General features: G+C 66.9%; 11 protein-coding genes. 8 read left to right on the top strand and 3 right to left on the bottom strand.

The window, feature by feature from the left end; translation table 11 throughout:
• Positions 1–47 precede the first annotated feature (47 nt).
• Positions 48–896 (bottom strand): LLM class F420-dependent oxidoreductase, encoded by an 849-nt coding sequence (locus K6L26_RS07700; protein WP_036392311.1) that lies wholly within the window; start codon positions 894–896, stop codon positions 48–50.
• 130 nt (positions 897–1,026) lie between these two features.
• Between K6L26_RS07700 and sfnG the strand changes: the two genes are divergently transcribed.
• The 6 genes from sfnG to K6L26_RS07730 all read left to right on the top strand — a co-directional run bounded on the left by sfnG (position 1,027) and on the right by K6L26_RS07730 (position 8,018).
• Positions 1,027–2,157 (top strand): dimethylsulfone monooxygenase SfnG, encoded by a 1,131-nt coding sequence (gene sfnG, locus K6L26_RS07705; protein WP_076216482.1) that lies wholly within the window; start codon positions 1,027–1,029, stop codon positions 2,155–2,157.
• A 134-nt stretch (positions 2,158–2,291) separates the two neighbouring features.
• The gene (locus tag K6L26_RS07710) at positions 2,292–3,179 is read left to right on the top strand and encodes a DUF5336 domain-containing protein (protein ID WP_221852877.1); all 888 of its coding nucleotides are present in this window, start codon (positions 2,292–2,294) and stop codon (positions 3,177–3,179) included.
• A gap of 60 nt (positions 3,180–3,239) precedes the next feature.
• Complete coding sequence (locus K6L26_RS07715) at positions 3,240–4,751, top strand: cell division protein PerM (protein WP_221852878.1); 1,512 nt, start codon at positions 3,240–3,242, stop codon at positions 4,749–4,751.
• 9 nt (positions 4,752–4,760) lie between these two features.
• Positions 4,761–5,390 (top strand): phosphoribosylglycinamide formyltransferase, encoded by a 630-nt coding sequence (gene purN, locus K6L26_RS07720; protein WP_043370288.1) that lies wholly within the window; start codon positions 4,761–4,763, stop codon positions 5,388–5,390.
• Complete coding sequence (gene purH / locus K6L26_RS07725; protein WP_065062896.1) at positions 5,387–6,949, top strand: bifunctional phosphoribosylaminoimidazolecarboxamide formyltransferase/IMP cyclohydrolase; 1,563 nt, start codon at positions 5,387–5,389, stop codon at positions 6,947–6,949. Before purN ends, purH begins: the two co-directional genes overlap by 4 nt.
• A 217-nt stretch (positions 6,950–7,166) precedes the next feature.
• Positions 7,167–8,018, top strand: a complete 852-nt coding sequence (locus K6L26_RS07730) for a hypothetical protein (protein ID WP_221853347.1) — start codon at positions 7,167–7,169, stop codon at positions 8,016–8,018.
• Between the two features lie 100 nt (positions 8,019–8,118).
• On the opposite strand, the gene K6L26_RS07735 is transcribed toward K6L26_RS07730, so the two are convergent.
• Positions 8,119–9,132: an alpha/beta hydrolase gene (locus tag K6L26_RS07735; RefSeq protein ID WP_221852879.1), complete on the bottom strand. Its 1,014-nt coding sequence runs from the start codon at positions 9,130–9,132 to the stop codon at positions 8,119–8,121.
• A gap of 36 nt (positions 9,133–9,168) precedes the next feature.
• Positions 9,169–11,025, bottom strand: a complete 1,857-nt coding sequence (locus K6L26_RS07740) for an LpqN/LpqT family lipoprotein (RefSeq protein ID WP_065062890.1) — start codon at positions 11,023–11,025, stop codon at positions 9,169–9,171.
• 125 nt (positions 11,026–11,150) lie between these two features.
• Here K6L26_RS07740 and K6L26_RS07745 point away from each other — a divergent pair, with 125 nt between their 5' ends.
• Both K6L26_RS07745 and K6L26_RS07750 read left to right on the top strand, forming a co-directional pair.
• Positions 11,151–12,533 (top strand): sigma 54-interacting transcriptional regulator, encoded by a 1,383-nt coding sequence (locus K6L26_RS07745; RefSeq protein WP_036393018.1) that lies wholly within the window; start codon positions 11,151–11,153, stop codon positions 12,531–12,533.
• On the top strand, positions 12,526–14,514 hold the full coding sequence (locus tag K6L26_RS07750; protein WP_221852880.1) for a vWA domain-containing protein: 1,989 nt from the start codon (positions 12,526–12,528) through the stop codon (positions 14,512–14,514). Before K6L26_RS07745 ends, K6L26_RS07750 begins: the two co-directional genes overlap by 8 nt.
• Positions 14,515–14,557 lie beyond the last annotated feature (43 nt).

Here is a 14,557-nt window from a genome sequence, read left to right on the forward strand (position 1 = left end):
CAATTTCCTTGGAAAAAAGGGCAATTTTGCGTCTGCTCGCGGGACGGCTAGACCAGCGAGGCCAGCTTGCCCGCTAGGCGTTCGACGTATGCCGAGACCTCAGCCTCGGACTTGTCGGGCAGGCCGAACAGCACCTCGGTCACGCCCAACTCACGCCAGTGGGCGAGCTTCTCGGGGTCTGGCTTGAAGTCCAGCGCCACGATCTGCGGGGCACCATCACGTCCGGCCGCGGCCCAGGTGTCCTGCAGGAGCTTGACCGGCTCGTCGATGTTGAAGTCGCGCGGTGTCGTGATCCAGCCGTCGGCCGACTTGGAGATCCACTTGAAGTTCTTCTCGGTGCCCGCGGCGCCGACCAGAACCGGGATGTGTGACTGCACGGGCTTCGGCCAGGCCCACGAGGGCCCGAAGTTCACGAATTCGCCTTCGTAGGAGGCTTCTTCCTCGGTCCACAGCGCCCGCATGGCTTCCAGATACTCGCGCAGCATGGTGCGGCGCCGGCCCGGCGGAACGTTGTGGTCGGCGAGTTCATCGGTGTTCCAGCCGAATCCGACGCCCAGCGATACCCGACCGCCGGACAGGTGGTCCAGGGTGGCGATGGATTTGGCCAGGGTGATCGGGTCGTGTTCGACGGGCAGTGCGACGGCCGTCGACAGCCGCACGCGTGAGGTCACCGCGCAGGCGGTTCCCAGCGACACCCAGGGATCCAGGGTGCGCATGTAGCGATCGTCGGGCAGCGACTCGTCACCGGTGGTGGGGTGAGCGGCCTCGCGCTTGATCGGGATGTGCGTGTGCTCGGGCACGTAGAAGGTTGTGAAGCCGTGATCGTCGGCGAGTTTGGCGGCCTTGGCCGGGGCGATGCCGCGGTCACTGGTGAAGAGAACGAGCCCATAGTCCATATCCAGAATTAGAACGTGTTTCAGTCCCAGTAGCAAGACGGTGCGTCTCGTTAGGCCGGGCGCGAGAGAGAAAACTTCACCGCGAGCGATACCCGCGACGGGTGGCGATGGGTTTGCTGGGATCTCCGGCATGACGACTGAACGCATTGCCGACCACGTCAAGTTCGCCTACTGGGTGCCCAACGTCAGCGGCGGCCTGGTCACCAGCGACATCGAGCAGCGCACCGACTGGAACTACGAATACAACAAGAAGCTCGCGCAGACCGCGGAGAACAACGGCTTCGAATATGCCCTGAGTCAGGTTCGCTATGAGGCCAGCTACGGCGCGGAGTATCAGCATGAGTCGACGAGCTTCAGCCTCGCGCTGTTGCTGGCCACCGAACGGCTCAAAGTGATCGCGGCGGTGCATCCGGGCCTGTGGCAGCCGGCGGTGCTGGCCAAGCTCGGGGCCACCGCCGACCACCTCAGCAACGGTCGCTTCGCGGTCAACGTCGTCTCCGGCTGGTTCAAAGACGAGTTCACCCACCTGGGCGAGCCGTGGCTCGAGCACGACGAGCGCTACCGGCGCAGCGCGGAATTCCTGCAGGTGCTACGCAAGATCTGGACCGAGGACGACGTGGATTTCCGCGGCGACTTCTACCGCATCCACGATTTCACCCTCAAGCCCAAGCCGCTCAACACCACTGAGCGCCCCAACCCGGAGTTGTTCCAGGGCGGCAACTCCACGGCGGCTCGGCGCAACGGCGGCTACTACGCGGATTGGTACTTCTCCAACGGCAAAGACTTCGACGGGCTCACCGAACAGGTCGTCGAGGTGCGCGACCATGCCCGCGACGCCGGTCGTGAGGTGAAGTTCGGGCTGAACGGGTTCATCATCGCCCGAGACACAGAGAAAGAGGCAAAGGAGACTCTCAAAGAGATCGTGGCCAAAGCCAACAAGCCCGCGGTCGAAGGTTTCCGCAGCGCGGTACAACAGGCGGGCAACTCCACCGGCGACAAGAAGGGAATGTGGGCCGATTCCAGCTTCGAGGACCTCGTGCAGTACAACGACGGCTTCCGCACCCAGCTGATCGGCACACCCGAGCAGATCGCCGAACGTATTGCCGCATACCGCAAACGTGGCGTGGACCTCATCCTGGGCGGATTCCTGCATTTCCAAGAGGAAATCGAGTACTTCGGCGCCAAGGTGCTACCGCTCGTCCGCGAAATCGAAGCTGCCGAAACGGATTCCGCCGACGCACCCGTCCTGGTATCAGCTTGAGACCTGTCCGACATCAAACACGGGCGCCCGGCACCCAGTGGGGTGCGCTAGCGTGGAAGCTCGAATCGCTCACGTGGTCGGTATTCATGCCTGCGTGAACACACGTCGCGAAGCTCGATAGCACAGGAGAGGTCATGACCTACCCGCCCAGTAATCCCGGATACCCGCCGCAGTCGGGTTCGCAGTTCGATGCAACCCAGCAGTTCGCCAAGGCTGTCCCTGCTTCTGTGCCTGCCGCACCGGCCGCATCTGCCGGTGCGGAATCCGGCGACAACAAGATGTCCGAGATCCTGCTGGCTGTCGTGGCCGTCGCAGGCTTGCTCATCTACCTGCTGCGGTTCGCCCCGCTGCTGGACCTGAGCGGTCTCGCCGGTGGTGGGCAGGTCGTCTCCAGTGGAGACCCGACGGGCTGGACGATCGACGCCGCGGTGCTGGCCGCGCTGGTGGCCGGCGTCTCTCTGCTGCCCAAGCAGAAGAACTGGACCGCCGTCGCCGCGGTGATCTCGACCTTCTCCTTGCTGTCGGCGATCTACTTCACGATCGAGTTGAGCTCCGTGCTCGACTGGGGTTTCTACGTCATCCTCGTCCTGGCTCTGGTCCAGGCCGGTGCCGCGATTGCCGCGCTCCTGTTCGACGCGGGCATCATCACCCCTCCGGCACCCAAGCCGCAGTTCGATCAGCATGCGCAATACGGCCAGTACGGTGGCCCGTCGCAGTACTACGGTCAGCAGCACCAGCCGCAGCACGGCGGTCAGCCCTATCAGCAGGCTCAGCCCCAGCGTCCCGGTTACCCGTCGCAGTACGGCGGTTACTCCGGCGCCCCGAACACCGGTGGCTTCCCTGTTCAAGCTCCGCAGGGTCAGCAGCCGAGCGGCCCGCCGACCCCGCCGACCGGCTACCCGACCTACGGCCAGCCGCAGCAGCAACAGCAGTCGGGTTCGTCTGCGCCCACCACGGCCTTCCAGGCCGAGCAGCAGGCACAGCAGTCGCCTTCACAGCAATCTGGCCCTGCGTCGTCGTAAGCTGATCGGCGCGTGCGCTTCCCGCGCACGCGCCGATCATTGCGAGGAGCAGCCCAGCAAGTGAGTAACCGGCCAGTCGGCACCCGCCAGGCGCGTGAGTTGCTCCGGGTCGCGTTCGGGCCGTCCGTCGTTGCGTTGGTCATCATCGCCGCGGTCGTGCTGCTGCAACTGCTGATCGCCAACAGCGACATGACGGGTGCGTTCGGGGCGATCGCCAGCATGTGGCTGGGCGTACACCAGGTGCCGGTCTCGATCGGCGGGCGTGAACTCGGCGTGATGCCCCTGCTGCCCGTTCTGGCGATGATCTGGGGTACCGCGCGCACGACGGCAGCGGCCACCGCCCCCAATTCTTCCTGGCTCGTCACCCGATGGGTGGTCGGCTCAGCCCTGGGCGGCCCCATCCTGATCGCCGCCATCCTGTTGGCCGTCATCCATGACGCCGCTTCGGTGATCACCGAACTCCAGACTCCCAGCGCCCTGCGTGCGTTCTGCAGCGTGCTGATCGTGCATGTGATCGGTGCCCTGATCGGTGTGGGATCGAAGGTCGGCGGACGCACACTGGCGGCCTCCCCGCTACCGAATTGGCTGCCCGAGGCGGTCCGGGCAGCGATCGCCGGAGTGCTGGCCCTGTTCGGACTTTCCGGGGTGGTGACGGCCGTATCGCTGGTGGTGCACTGGGCCACGATGCACGACTTGTTCGCCATCACCGACAGCCTTTTCGGCCAGCTCAGCCTCACCCTGTTGTCGATTCTCTACATCCCGAACGTGATCGTCGGCGCATCGGCCATCGCGGTCGGATCCAGTGCCCATGTCGGGCTGGCCGCCTTCAGCTCGTTCACCGTGTTCGGTGGTGACATCCCGGCGGTGCCGGTGCTGGCGGCGGTGCCCACGCCGCCATTGGGCCCCATCTGGGTGGCGCTGCTGATCGTGGGCGCGGCATCGGCGGTCGCGTTGGGTCAGCAGTGTGCGCGGCGGCCGTTGCCCATCGGGGCTGCCACCGGCAAGTTGCTGGTGGCGTCGGTGCTGGCCGCGCTGACGATGGCCCTGCTCGGCTACGCCGGTGGCGGCCGGCTGGGCAACTTCGGTGATGTCGGGGTGGACCAGACGACGTTCGCGCCCGCGGTCTTCCTGTGGTTCGCCGGTATCGGCGGGCTGACCGTCGCGATGTCCGGCGGCCTGACGCGCAAACCTCGGCCGGTGGCCGTGCCCACACCGGAGCCTGAACCCGAACCCGATGTAGAAGAAGACGTCGTCGAGGAGTACGCAGCCGAGGAGGCCGACCTCGAGTACGTCGACGTCGACGTCGAGCCGGAGCCCGAGCTCGAACCGGACCAGCCGCTCGTGTCCTGGTCGGCTGAAGAGCCCACGCCGGAAGAGCCGGAGGTCATCGAAGCCGCACCCGCCGACTACGTCGACAGATACGTCGAGTACGACGAGGTGCCGGAAACTGTCAACGAGGCCCGTCCCCGGCGCTACGAAGACCTCGACGACGATCCCGAAGAGCACTTCATCGTCGACGACATCTCCGACGGTCCGGCGACCGGCGACAACCCCCGCAGTGCGGGCGACTAGGCTGCTCGCGTGCAGCAACCGTTACACGTGCCCCCCAGTGCACCGGCCCGGCTGGTAGTGCTGGCTTCGGGGACAGGGTCGTTGCTCGCCTCGCTACTGGCCGCCGCCGGCGATGAGTATCCGGCGCGTGTGATCGCGGTCGGAACCGATCGCAACTGTGCTGCCGTCGACATCGCGGCAGGGGCGGGGGTGCCGTCCTACACCGTGCGGTTGGGCGACTATCCGGACCGCGACGCGTGGGACGCGGCCCTCACCGCGGCCACCGCCGAGCACCAGCCGGACTTGGTGGTGTCGGCCGGCTTCATGAAAATCCTGGGCGGGCAATTCCTTTCCCGTTTCCCCGGCCGCGTCGTCAACACCCACCCGGCACTGCTGCCCGCGTTCCCCGGCGCCCATGCGGTGCCTGAGGCGTTGGCGTATGGCGTGCGGGTGACGGGCTGCACGGTGCACCTCGTGGACTCCGGTATGGATACCGGGCCGATTCTGGCCCAGCAGGCCGTCGAGGTGCTCGATGATGACACCGAAGAGACTTTGCATGAGCGCATCAAAGTGGTCGAACGACGACTGCTGGTGGATGTGTTGGCCGCGCTGGCAACCCGCGGCGTGACCTGGACTGGACGAAAGGCGACCATAGGGTGAGCGAGAAGAAACCGATCCGGCGGGCGCTGATCAGTGTCTACGACAAGACCGGCCTGGCCGATCTGGCCCGCGGCCTGCACGAGGCGGGCGTGGCGATCGTCTCCACCGGATCGACCGCCAAAACCATTGCTGCTGCTGGGGTTCCGGTGACACCCGTCGAAGACGTGACAGGGTTCCCCGAGGTGCTCGACGGCCGGGTCAAGACCCTGCACCCGCGTGTGCACGCCGGTCTGCTGGCCGACACCCGCAAACCCGAACATGTCGCGGCACTGGCCGAGCTCGAGGTCGAGGCGTTCGAACTCGTGGTGGTGAACCTGTACCCGTTCTCCGAGACAGTGGAGTCCGGGGCGTCGGTGGACGAATGTGTGGAGCAGATCGACATCGGCGGGCCGTCGATGGTGCGTGCGGCCGCCAAGAACCACCCCAGCGTGGCCGTGGTCGTGGACCCGCTCGGCTACGACGGCGTGCTGGCCGCGGTCCGCGCCGGCGGCTTCACCCTGGCTGAGCGGAAGAAGCTGGCGTCGTTGGCCTTCCGGCACACCGCCGAGTACGACGTCGCGGTGGCGAGCTGGATGGGTTCCACCCTTTCGCCGGAAGAGCCGGCGCAACCGCTGCCGGCTTGGTTCGCCGGTACCTGGCATCGCAGCGCGGTGCTGCGGTACGGCGAGAACCCGCACCAGCAGGCCGCCGTCTACCGCGACGACTCCGCCTGGCCCGGGTTGGCCCAGGCCGAGCAGCTGCACGGCAAGGAGATGTCCTACAACAACTACACCGATGCCGATGCGGCCTGGCGGGCGGCGTTCGACCACGAAGAGATCTGCGTGGCGATCATCAAGCACGCCAACCCTTGTGGCATCGCCATCTCCTCGGAGTCCGTGGCCGACGCGCACCGCAAGGCCCACGAGTGCGATCCGCTGAGTGCGTTCGGCGGCGTCATCGCCTCCAACACCGAGGTGAGCGTCGAGATGGCCGAGACCGTCGCCGACATCTTCACCGAAGTGATCATCGCCCCGGCGTACGAGGCCGGTGCCGTCGAAATCCTGGCCCGCAAGAAGAACATCCGCATCCTGGTGGCCTCCGAGCCGTTGGTCGGTGGCATCGAACTGCGCCAGATCAGCGGCGGGGTGCTGCTGCAGCAGCGCGACGCACTCGACGCCGAGGGAGACGATCCGGCGAACTGGACCCTGGCGACCGGTGAGCCGGCCGACCCGCAGACGCTGAGCGACCTGGTCTTCGCCTGGCGGGCCTGCCGTGCGGTGAAGTCCAACGCGATCGTGATCGCCAAGGACGGCGCCACCGTGGGTGTCGGCATGGGACAGGTGAATCGCGTCGACGCGGCCGGGCTGGCCGTGCAGCGCGCGGGTGACCGCGTGCCCGGTTCCGTCGGTGCCTCCGATGCGTTCTTCCCGTTCCCCGACGGCTTGGAGACGCTGACGAACGCCGGCGTGAAGGCGATCGTCCACCCGGGCGGGTCGGTGCGTGACGCCGAGGTGACGGCGGCCGCTGAGGCTGCGGGCATCACGTTGTACCTCACGGGTGCAAGGCATTTCGCGCACTAGCTTTTGATGGCTTGGGCTCGCCGTTTTTGCCGCCGCCCCTCGCACTGCCGCACCGCCGTTTTCTACCTCAGGGCTGTTGATCGCGTGGTCTAGCGACCCTGGTGTAGGAAGCGGCGTCGCACCACGCTATCCACAGCACACGGTTCATCCACAGAATCGACTGAGGGGTACGTGGGCGCCGTCAATCCGTCGGTCACACTGCCGACCATCGGTGCCCATGAACGCGCCATTCATCGGATCCGAAGCACTGGCAGCCGGCGTCCTCACGCGGGGGCAGCTGCGATGGCGTTACACCTCGGCGCACCCAGGCGTGTATCTGCCGAAGAATGCTGTCGCAACGCTGGCAGACAACACCATGGCCGCGTGGTTGTGGACTGGCCGTCGCGGGATCATCGCCGGCCGCGCGGCGGCAGCGCTCCATGGGGCGCAATGGGTCGATGACGACGCTCCTGTAGAACTGATCGCCGAGCATGGGCGTCGCCGTCGCGGCGTTATCGTGCGCGAGGAACGAATCAGGCCCGACGAGATCTGCCGGATTGGCGAGTTCAGCGTCACCACACCGCTCCGCACGGCGCTTGATCTCGCGCGTTTTCTTCCTCGCGACGACGCGGTCGCCCACCTCGACGCGCTGGCCATCGCCACGGGCGTCGAAGCGGAGCCGGTGCTCGAACTGGCGGCCCGATATCGCAGTCTGCGTGGAATACGAAGTGCCCGAACAGCACTCGATCTGATGGACCCCGGTGGCCAATCTCCGAAGGAGACTTGGCTGCGGCTGATCCTCATCGATGCGGGGTTTCGACGACCCCGCACTCAGATCCGGGTGACCGATAGTTTCGCCGAGGCGTTCATCGACATGGGTTATGACGACGTCAAAGTCGGCCTCGACTACTTGGGCAAGCACCACGCCACGGACCGGCCACGCTATGTGCACGACATCGGGCGCAACGCGCTCATCGAACGCGAAGGGTGGATCAACATCCACGTCGTGGCCGAACACAGCAAGGCATTCATCCTGCACCGCGTGCGAGAGGCCTTTGCTCGGCGCGACGCTTCGCCGTTTTCTACGTGAGGGTCGCTAGGCCGGGCGATCGACTGCCCTGGTGTAGAAAACCGGCGCAATGGCGCGGCGGCGAGGCGAGGCGCAGGCGCAACGGTGAGATGCGACAGCCCTAAGCGCTCGCCTCGTCCTCGACTTCGGCGGTCGCGTATGCGATGAACGATGTGATCTCGTCGACCGCGCGGCGTGCATTGGGATTGACGTCGAAGCTCAGTTGGAACATGTGCATTGCCCTGTCCCACACCTGAACCCATACCGGCACCCCGGCGGCCTGCAGCTTGTCGGAAAGGGCGAAGGCGTCGTTGAGCAGCATCTCGTGCGTGCCGACCTGGAGCAGGAACGGTCCGAGCCCGTGTAGATCTGCCTCGGGCGGCATCACCGGTGTGGGCCGGGTTCCGTTGACGGTGGCGAACACGTCGTAGATGAACTTCACCGTCATGAACGGAAACATGACGTCGCGATGTTCTTGTAGCGCACGGTATTTCAGGTCCATGTCGGACGAGGTCAACGGTGAGAGCAGTATCTGCCCGGCGGGAACGGGCAATCCGGCGTCGCGAGCGGCCAGCGCGGTGTCGGCGGCGAACAACCCGCCGGCCGAGTCACCGGCCAGGACAATCTTTTCGGGGGCGAACCCGAGTGACAGCGCCAGGCGGTAGCCGTCGAGCCCGTCGGCAACGGCATCTTCGATGTCGGCTTGCGGGGCCAGCCGGTAGCCGACGTTGAGTACGCGGGCCCCGGTGCTGGCGGACAGCTTCGACACGAACCGGCGGTGCGAGTTCAGGCCCAGAGTCACCAGGGCTGAGCCGTGCAGGTAGACGATCACCGAGTCGGAGTCGCGGGCCTCGGGCGCGATCACCCATTCGGCGGGGCAGTGGGGCAGCGCCACGTGCGTCACTTCGGTGCCGGGCAGCGGCTTGATCACCCGCAGCGGCCGGTCGATGACGTCGAGGCGCGCGCGTTGCAGGACCGCGGGAGCGACGCGGTTGATGCCCAGCCCGACCAGGGTCAGCAGACCTAGCAATGGGCGGACGAAGATCGCGGTGGTCCAGCCGAGGGCCCTGGACTGCAAAGATGCAGGTCCGAAGTGCACAGTGGTGGGCCGGGTACGCCAATCGAGCGAATTCACGGTACTCAGGGTACTGGGTACCTGAACGCGCCTGACTCAGGGCACGGTGATGGTGGCCTGGGCGTCGATCGCCTTGTTGATGTCGATCAACGTCGACTTGTCGCGTTCGGTGGAGTCGGAGTTGATCTGAAGGACGTACGAGGTGCCGGGCGCTTGGATCGCGACGGTGGTCTGGCTGATCGCGCGACGCTGGTTGCCCTTGGCGTATGTGCCGGCCAAATGCACCGTGGGGAATCCGCTGATGTTCCCGCGGGTCACTTCGACGGTCGGCTTGTAGTCGGCGAGGTTCTGCAGCTCGTTGGGGGCGTACTCGAGCAACTTGTTGGGGTCGACGTCGCCGGTGAGCTTGGAGATCAGAGAGACGACAGACGGCGGCTCGGTGGGGTTGACCGGGTCGTTCACGATCGCCGAATAGGCCCAGGCGGGGGTCCGCGGACCGGCGTCGATCCATCCGGGCGGGGTTGGCATGGTGAACACCGGTGCGCCCGGATCGCCACGGTGGACCGGTGTTTCGATGATGCCGCTCTGCTTGATGTAGTCGGCGATGGTGAAGGCGTGCCCCGCAGGTTTCGGTGTGCTCGTGGTGTCGGTGACGGACGTGTCCGTGGCAACCGCGGAGGTGGTCTCGCCTCCGCCGCCGTTGTCGTCGTCGCCACCGGAGGTCACGGCCATCGTGATGCCGCCGACCAGCAGCACCACCGCGGCGATCACTCCGCCGGCCAGCAGCAGGTTGCGCCGGTTGTCCGGCTTCTTCGGGATCGGGTTGTGCGGCAGCGGGGGCGGCCCGAAGTTGGTCTGCGGCGGGCCAACCGGCACTGCGGGCCCGCCGAGGTTTTGCATCCCGGTGGGGTTGCCTCCTGCAATGGGTTGGCGGGAGGAGATTTCGTTGCCGGCCCACGACGAGGTGAACACGGGCGGCTCGGACGGGGAGGCCGGACGCGGGGTCGACGGCGGCGGTGCCACGGGGGTGTTCGCCGGCTTCGGGATGATCAGCGGAGTGGTCGGCGGGGCCGGCTCGTGAGCGGGCGCCGGTGTGCGCACCTCGGGGGTGGTTCCGGTGGCCGCTTCGGCGAGGGCGACAGCGAAGTCGTGACAGGTGTCGTACCGGTCCTTGGCATCCTTGGACAGCGCTTTGGCCATCACCGAATCGAACACGGCCAGTTCGGGTTTCGTATCGGCGAGCTTGGGTGGCGGCGAGTTCAGGTGGTGGCTGATCACCACGGCCGGGTTGCTGTGGGCGAACGGCGGTGTACCGGTGAACAACCGGTAGGCGGTGGCGGCCAGCGAGTACTGGTCGGCGCGGCCGTCGAGAGGCTGGCCCATCAACTGCTCGGGGGCGGTGTAGGACATCGAACCGACGGTGATGTTGGTCGAGGTGAGTCCGTTGACCTCGTCGGCGCGGCGCGCGATGCCGAAGTCGGTCAGCATGATGCGGCGCTTGGCGCCCTGTTTGCTGGTGAGCAGGATGTTGGCCGGCTTGACGTCGCGGTGCAGCAGCTTGCGCTGATGCGCGTAGTCCAGCGCGTCGCCGACCGCGGTGACGACCTCGATGACGTCCTCGGCCGGCATGCCTTTCGGGTACTGGTCGTGCAGCAGCTTGGCGGCGTCGTGTCCGTCGACGTAATCCATCGAGATCCACAGCCGGCCCTCGAACTCGCCGCGATCGTGCACGCCGACGATGTGCGGGTGCCACAGGGTGGCGGCCATGTCGGCTTCGCGGATGAACCGCTGCCGGAATTCATTGTCCGAGCTGACGCTGATGGGCAGCACTTTCAGCGCGTCCTCACGGGGCAACCGCGGGTGGGACGCCAGATAGACCTCGCCCATGCCACCAGTGCCCACCAACTTCACGATGGTGAACCCTGCGAATTCCTGACCGCTAGCCAACGGCATGGAGCGCAGACTACCGGTCGCGACGCTCGGACAACGACTATGCCGGGAGAGTGGCTCGCGTGTGCCGGGTGCTAGTTCTGGCGGGTGACGATGTGCGCGGGCCGGTTCAGTCGTAGCGTGGAGTGGTGAGCCAACCCAAGGATCTGCCTCGCACCGTCGGTGAGCTGCGTGCCTCCGGCCATCGTGAGCGGGGCGTCAAAGCAGAAATCCGGGAGAACCTGCTGGCCGCGCTGGCGGACCGTCGCGACGTGTGGCCGGGCATCCTGGGATTTGACGACACGGTGATTCCGCAGCTGGAGCGGGCTTTGATCGCCGGACACGACGTGGTGCTGCTCGGCGAGCGCGGCCAGGGCAAGACGCGGCTGTTGCGGGCGTTGACCGGGCTGCTCGACGAATGGACGCCGGTGATCGCCGGGTCGGAGTTGGGTGAGCACCCCTACAGCCCGATCACGCCGGAGTCGATCCGCCGGGCCGCCGATTCCGGTGACGATCTGCCCATCGAGTGGCGGCACCGCAGCGAGCGCTACACCGAGAAGCTGGCCACCCCGGACACCAGCGTGGCCGACCTCGTCGGCGACATCGACCCGATCAAGGTGGCCGAGGGGCGCAGCCTGGGCGACCCGGAAACGATCGCCTACGGGCTGATCCCGCGGGCGCACCGCGGCATCGTGGCCGTCAACGAGCTGCCCGATCTGGCCGAGCGCATTCAGGTCTCGATGCTCAACGTGATGGAGGAGCGTGACATTCAGGTCCGCGGCTACACGTTGCGGTTGCCGTTGGACGTGCTCGTGGTGGCCAGCGCCAACCCCGAGGATTACACCAACCGCGGCCGGATCATCACTCCGCTCAAAGACCGGTTCGGCGCCGAGATCCGCACGCATTACCCGCTGGAGATCGACGACGAGATCGGGGTGATCCGCCAGGAGGCCCAATTGGCCGCCGAGGTCCCGGATTACCTGCTCGGCGTGCTGGCCCGGTTCGCCCGCAATCTGCGTGAGTCGAGCTCGATCGATCAGCGTTCCGGTGTATCGGCCCGGTTCGCGATCGCCGCCGCGGAAACGGTGGCGGCCTCGGCGCGGCACCGCTCGGCGATCCTGGGCGAGGACGATCCGGTGGCCCGCGTGGTGGACCTGTCCACCGTGATCGACGTGCTGCGCGGCAAATTGGAGTTCGAGACGGGCGAGGAGGGGCGTGAGCAGGCGGTGCTGGAGCACCTGCTGCGACGTGCCACCGCGGACACCGCGCAACGGCTGCTGGGCGGCATCGACGTCGCCCCGCTGGTTGCCGCGGTCGAGGAAGGCTCGCCGGTGACGACGGGCGAGCGGGTGTCGGCCAAGGACGTCCTGGCCGCGCTGCCGGATCTCGCCGTCGTGGACACCCTGGCGTCGCGCCTGGGCGCGGTGTCGGTGGGTGAGCGGGCCGCTGCGGTCGAATTGGCTTTGGAGGCGCTCTATCTGGCCAAGCGGGTGGACAAGGTGACGGGGGAGGGCGAGACGGTCTATGGCTGATCCCGGTCGGGGACACGGGCACACCTCGCGGTATTCGCGATACACCGGAGGTCCCGACCCGCTGGCACCGCCCATCGATCTGCGCGACGCGCTCGAGCAGATCGGTCAGAGCGTCATGGAGGGCAGCTCGCCGCGTCGCGCGCTGTCGGAGTTGATGCGTCGTGGCACCGAGGGCATGCGCGGCACCGACCGGTTGGCCGCCGAGGCCAACCGCAAGCGCCGGGAGCTGTTGCAGCGGCACAACCTTGACGGCACATTGCAGGAGATCAAGAAGCTGCTCGACGAGGCCGTGCTGGCCGAACGCAAGGAGCTGGCGCGCGCCCTCGATGACGACGCGCGGTTCGGCGAACTGCAGATGGAAGCGCTGTCTCCGTCACCGGCCAAAGCGGTTCAGGAACTGGCCGACTACGACTGGCGTAGTCCTGAGGCCCGGCAGAAGTATGAGCAGATCAAGGATCTGCTGGGCCGGGAGATGTTGGATCAGCGTTTCGCCGGGATGAAGGAGGCGTTGGAGAACGCCACCGACGAGGACCGGCAGCGGGTCAACGACATGCTCGACGACCTCAACGACTTGCTGGACAAGCATGCTCGCGGGGAGGACACCCCGCAGGACTTCCAGAACTTCATGGACAAGCACGGTGAGTTCTTCCCGGAGAAGCCGCGCAACATCGACGAGCTGCTCGACTCGCTGGCCCAGCGGGCCGCGGCCGCACAGCGGTTCCGCAACAGCCTCTCGGCTGAGCAGCGCGCCGAGCTGGATTCCCTGGCACAGCAGGCTTTTGGCTCGCCGTCGCTGATGAACGCGCTGAACCGGCTCGACGCGCACCTGCAGGCCGCCCGCCCGGGTGAGGACTGGAGCAGTTCGGAGCGATTCTCCGGTGGCGATCCGCTGGGCATGGGAGAGGGCGCGCAGGCGATGGCCGACATCGCCGAGTTGGAGCAGCTCGCCGACGCGTTGTCGCAGAGCTATTCCGGGGCGTCGATGGACGACGTCGACCTGGAAGCACTGGCCCGCCAGCTCGGGGACGACGCCGCGATCGATGCCCGCACCCTGTCCGAGTTGGAGAAGGCCCTGGTGAACCAGGGCTTCCTCGACCGCGGTTCCGACGGCCAATGGCGGCTGTCGCCCAAGGCCATGCGGCAGCTCGGCCAGACCGCGTTGCGCGATGTGGCGCAACAGCTTTCGGGCCGGCACGGGGAGCGGGACACGCGACGCGCCGGTGCGGCCGGAGAGTTGACGGGAGCCACCCGGCCCTGGCAATTCGGGGACACCGAGCCGTGGAACGTCACCCGCACGGTGACCAACGCCGTGCTGCGTCAAGCCGGCACCGGGGTCGCCGAGCGGCCCATCCGGTTCGCGGTCGAGGACGTGGAGATCTCGGAAACCGAGACCCGCACCCAGGCCTGTGTGGCGCTGCTGGTCGACACGTCGTTCTCGATGGTGATGGAGAACCGGTGGCTGCCGATGAAGCGCACCGCGCTCGCGCTCAACCATCTGGTGAGCACGCGGTTCCGCTCAGATGAGTTGCAGATCATCGCCTTTGGCCGGTATGCGCGCACCGTGACGGCAGCCGAGCTGACCGGTCTGGAGGGCGTGTACGAGCAGGGCACCAACCTGCACCATGCGCTGGCCCTGGCGACGCGGCACCTGCGTCGTCATCCCAACGCCCAGCCGGTCGTGCTGGTGGTGACCGACGGCGAGCCCACCGCCCATCTCGAAGATTTCGGTGACGGCCATGGGTCGGAAGTCTTCTTCGACTACCCGCCACACCCCCGCACCATCGGGCACACCGTGCGTGGGTTCGACGAGGTGGCCCGGCTCGGCGCCCAGGTGACGATCTTCCGGCTGGGCTCGGATCCAGGTCTGGCCCGGTTCATCGATCAGGTGGCCCGCCGGGTGCAGGGCCGGGTGGTGGTGCCCGATCTCGACGGCCTGGGTGCCGCGGTGGTCGGCGACTATCTGCACTCGCGTCGCCGCTAGCTCGTTTTTGCGCCGAGCGCGACGCAGAGGTCGTCCGACGCAG

This window comes from Mycobacterium farcinogenes (assembly GCF_019739075.1).
Classification (GTDB): domain Bacteria; phylum Actinomycetota; class Actinomycetes; order Mycobacteriales; family Mycobacteriaceae; genus Mycobacterium; species Mycobacterium senegalense.